This window comes from Oleiphilus sp. HI0043, from assembly GCF_001634935.1.
Map to the genome: position 1 here is coordinate 1 of NZ_LWEY01000594.1, position 887 is coordinate 887.

1 protein-coding gene is annotated in these 887 nt (G+C 41.9%); it reads right to left on the bottom strand.

The window, feature by feature from the left end; genetic code table 11:
- Positions 1 to 104: 104 nt before the first annotated feature.
- Positions 105 to 821, bottom strand: coding sequence for a lipocalin family protein (locus A3729_RS07360; protein WP_068507727.1), 717 nt, complete (start codon positions 819 to 821; stop codon positions 105 to 107).
- Between the last annotated feature and the right edge of the window lie 66 nt (positions 822 to 887).

Sequence of the window (887 nt, forward strand, 5' to 3'; positions counted from 1 at the left end):
TAGCCGAGCAGATCGTTGAGTGGCGACAGAGTCTATAAAGAGCGGGGTGAGAAGTAAGCAAACCTGAATGATCAGGCTTGCTTACTTGAATCTAGGCACAGGTTCTATTTTATGAAGAGGACGTTGGAGTCCATATAAGGTGCCTCATCAGCATAATCGTTTAAACTAATGAAGCTAATTTTTTCGCTATCCTGTTCAGTAAAGAAGAACTTGTTACTGCCCAAAGCACGGTCGTAGACAATGGATATTGTGCCGTCACCTTGAAAACTCCAGGAAAATGAAAAAGACGAGCCATCATTTTCATCTCCGTTGGTAGCGCCCGTATTGTTAGCAAAGAACTCAATAGAGCAGAAAGGGCAGTCTTCATAGTAGAATTCTTTAGTGAGATCACTTAACGAAGGTTGAATTGCTTCTACTGCACAATGCCTGATATGACTGACATCGTCTTCAGGAAGTTGGAAGCAGTATTGGCCCTGTTCGATCGCAGACTCTCTAAAGGTAAGTGTTTCATCGGCAAGGTAAACAATTACCTCGTTATTTACCACTGCCCATGTACCGCTCGTTACGCTCGCTAAACGTGAATCGTTATCATCGTTTCCGGTGAATTCAAAGGTCATGTCAGAGAAAAAACTGAAGATAACATAGGTATCATCGCCAAGGTCGTCGATAAAAGCCTTGCCACAGAGGTCTGACTCGGAAATTGTGTCGGAGCTATTATCTGGCTCGGGGCAATCAGGCAGTGTTATATTTTTACTGTCAGAGCCACAAGCAGACAAAAATAAAATTAAAGTGATTAGTGCGAATAGTTTAGACGCAGTCATAGTGTCGTTTCTCAAAATTTGATTATAAAGAGGATTTATTTATAGCTTTCGCATAAGCACGAAAGC

Coding starts and splice junctions, on each gene's coding strand:
- A3729_RS07360 (WP_068507727.1), bottom strand. CDS start 821: ATGACTGCGTCTAAACTATTCGCACTAATCACTTTAATTTTATTTTTG.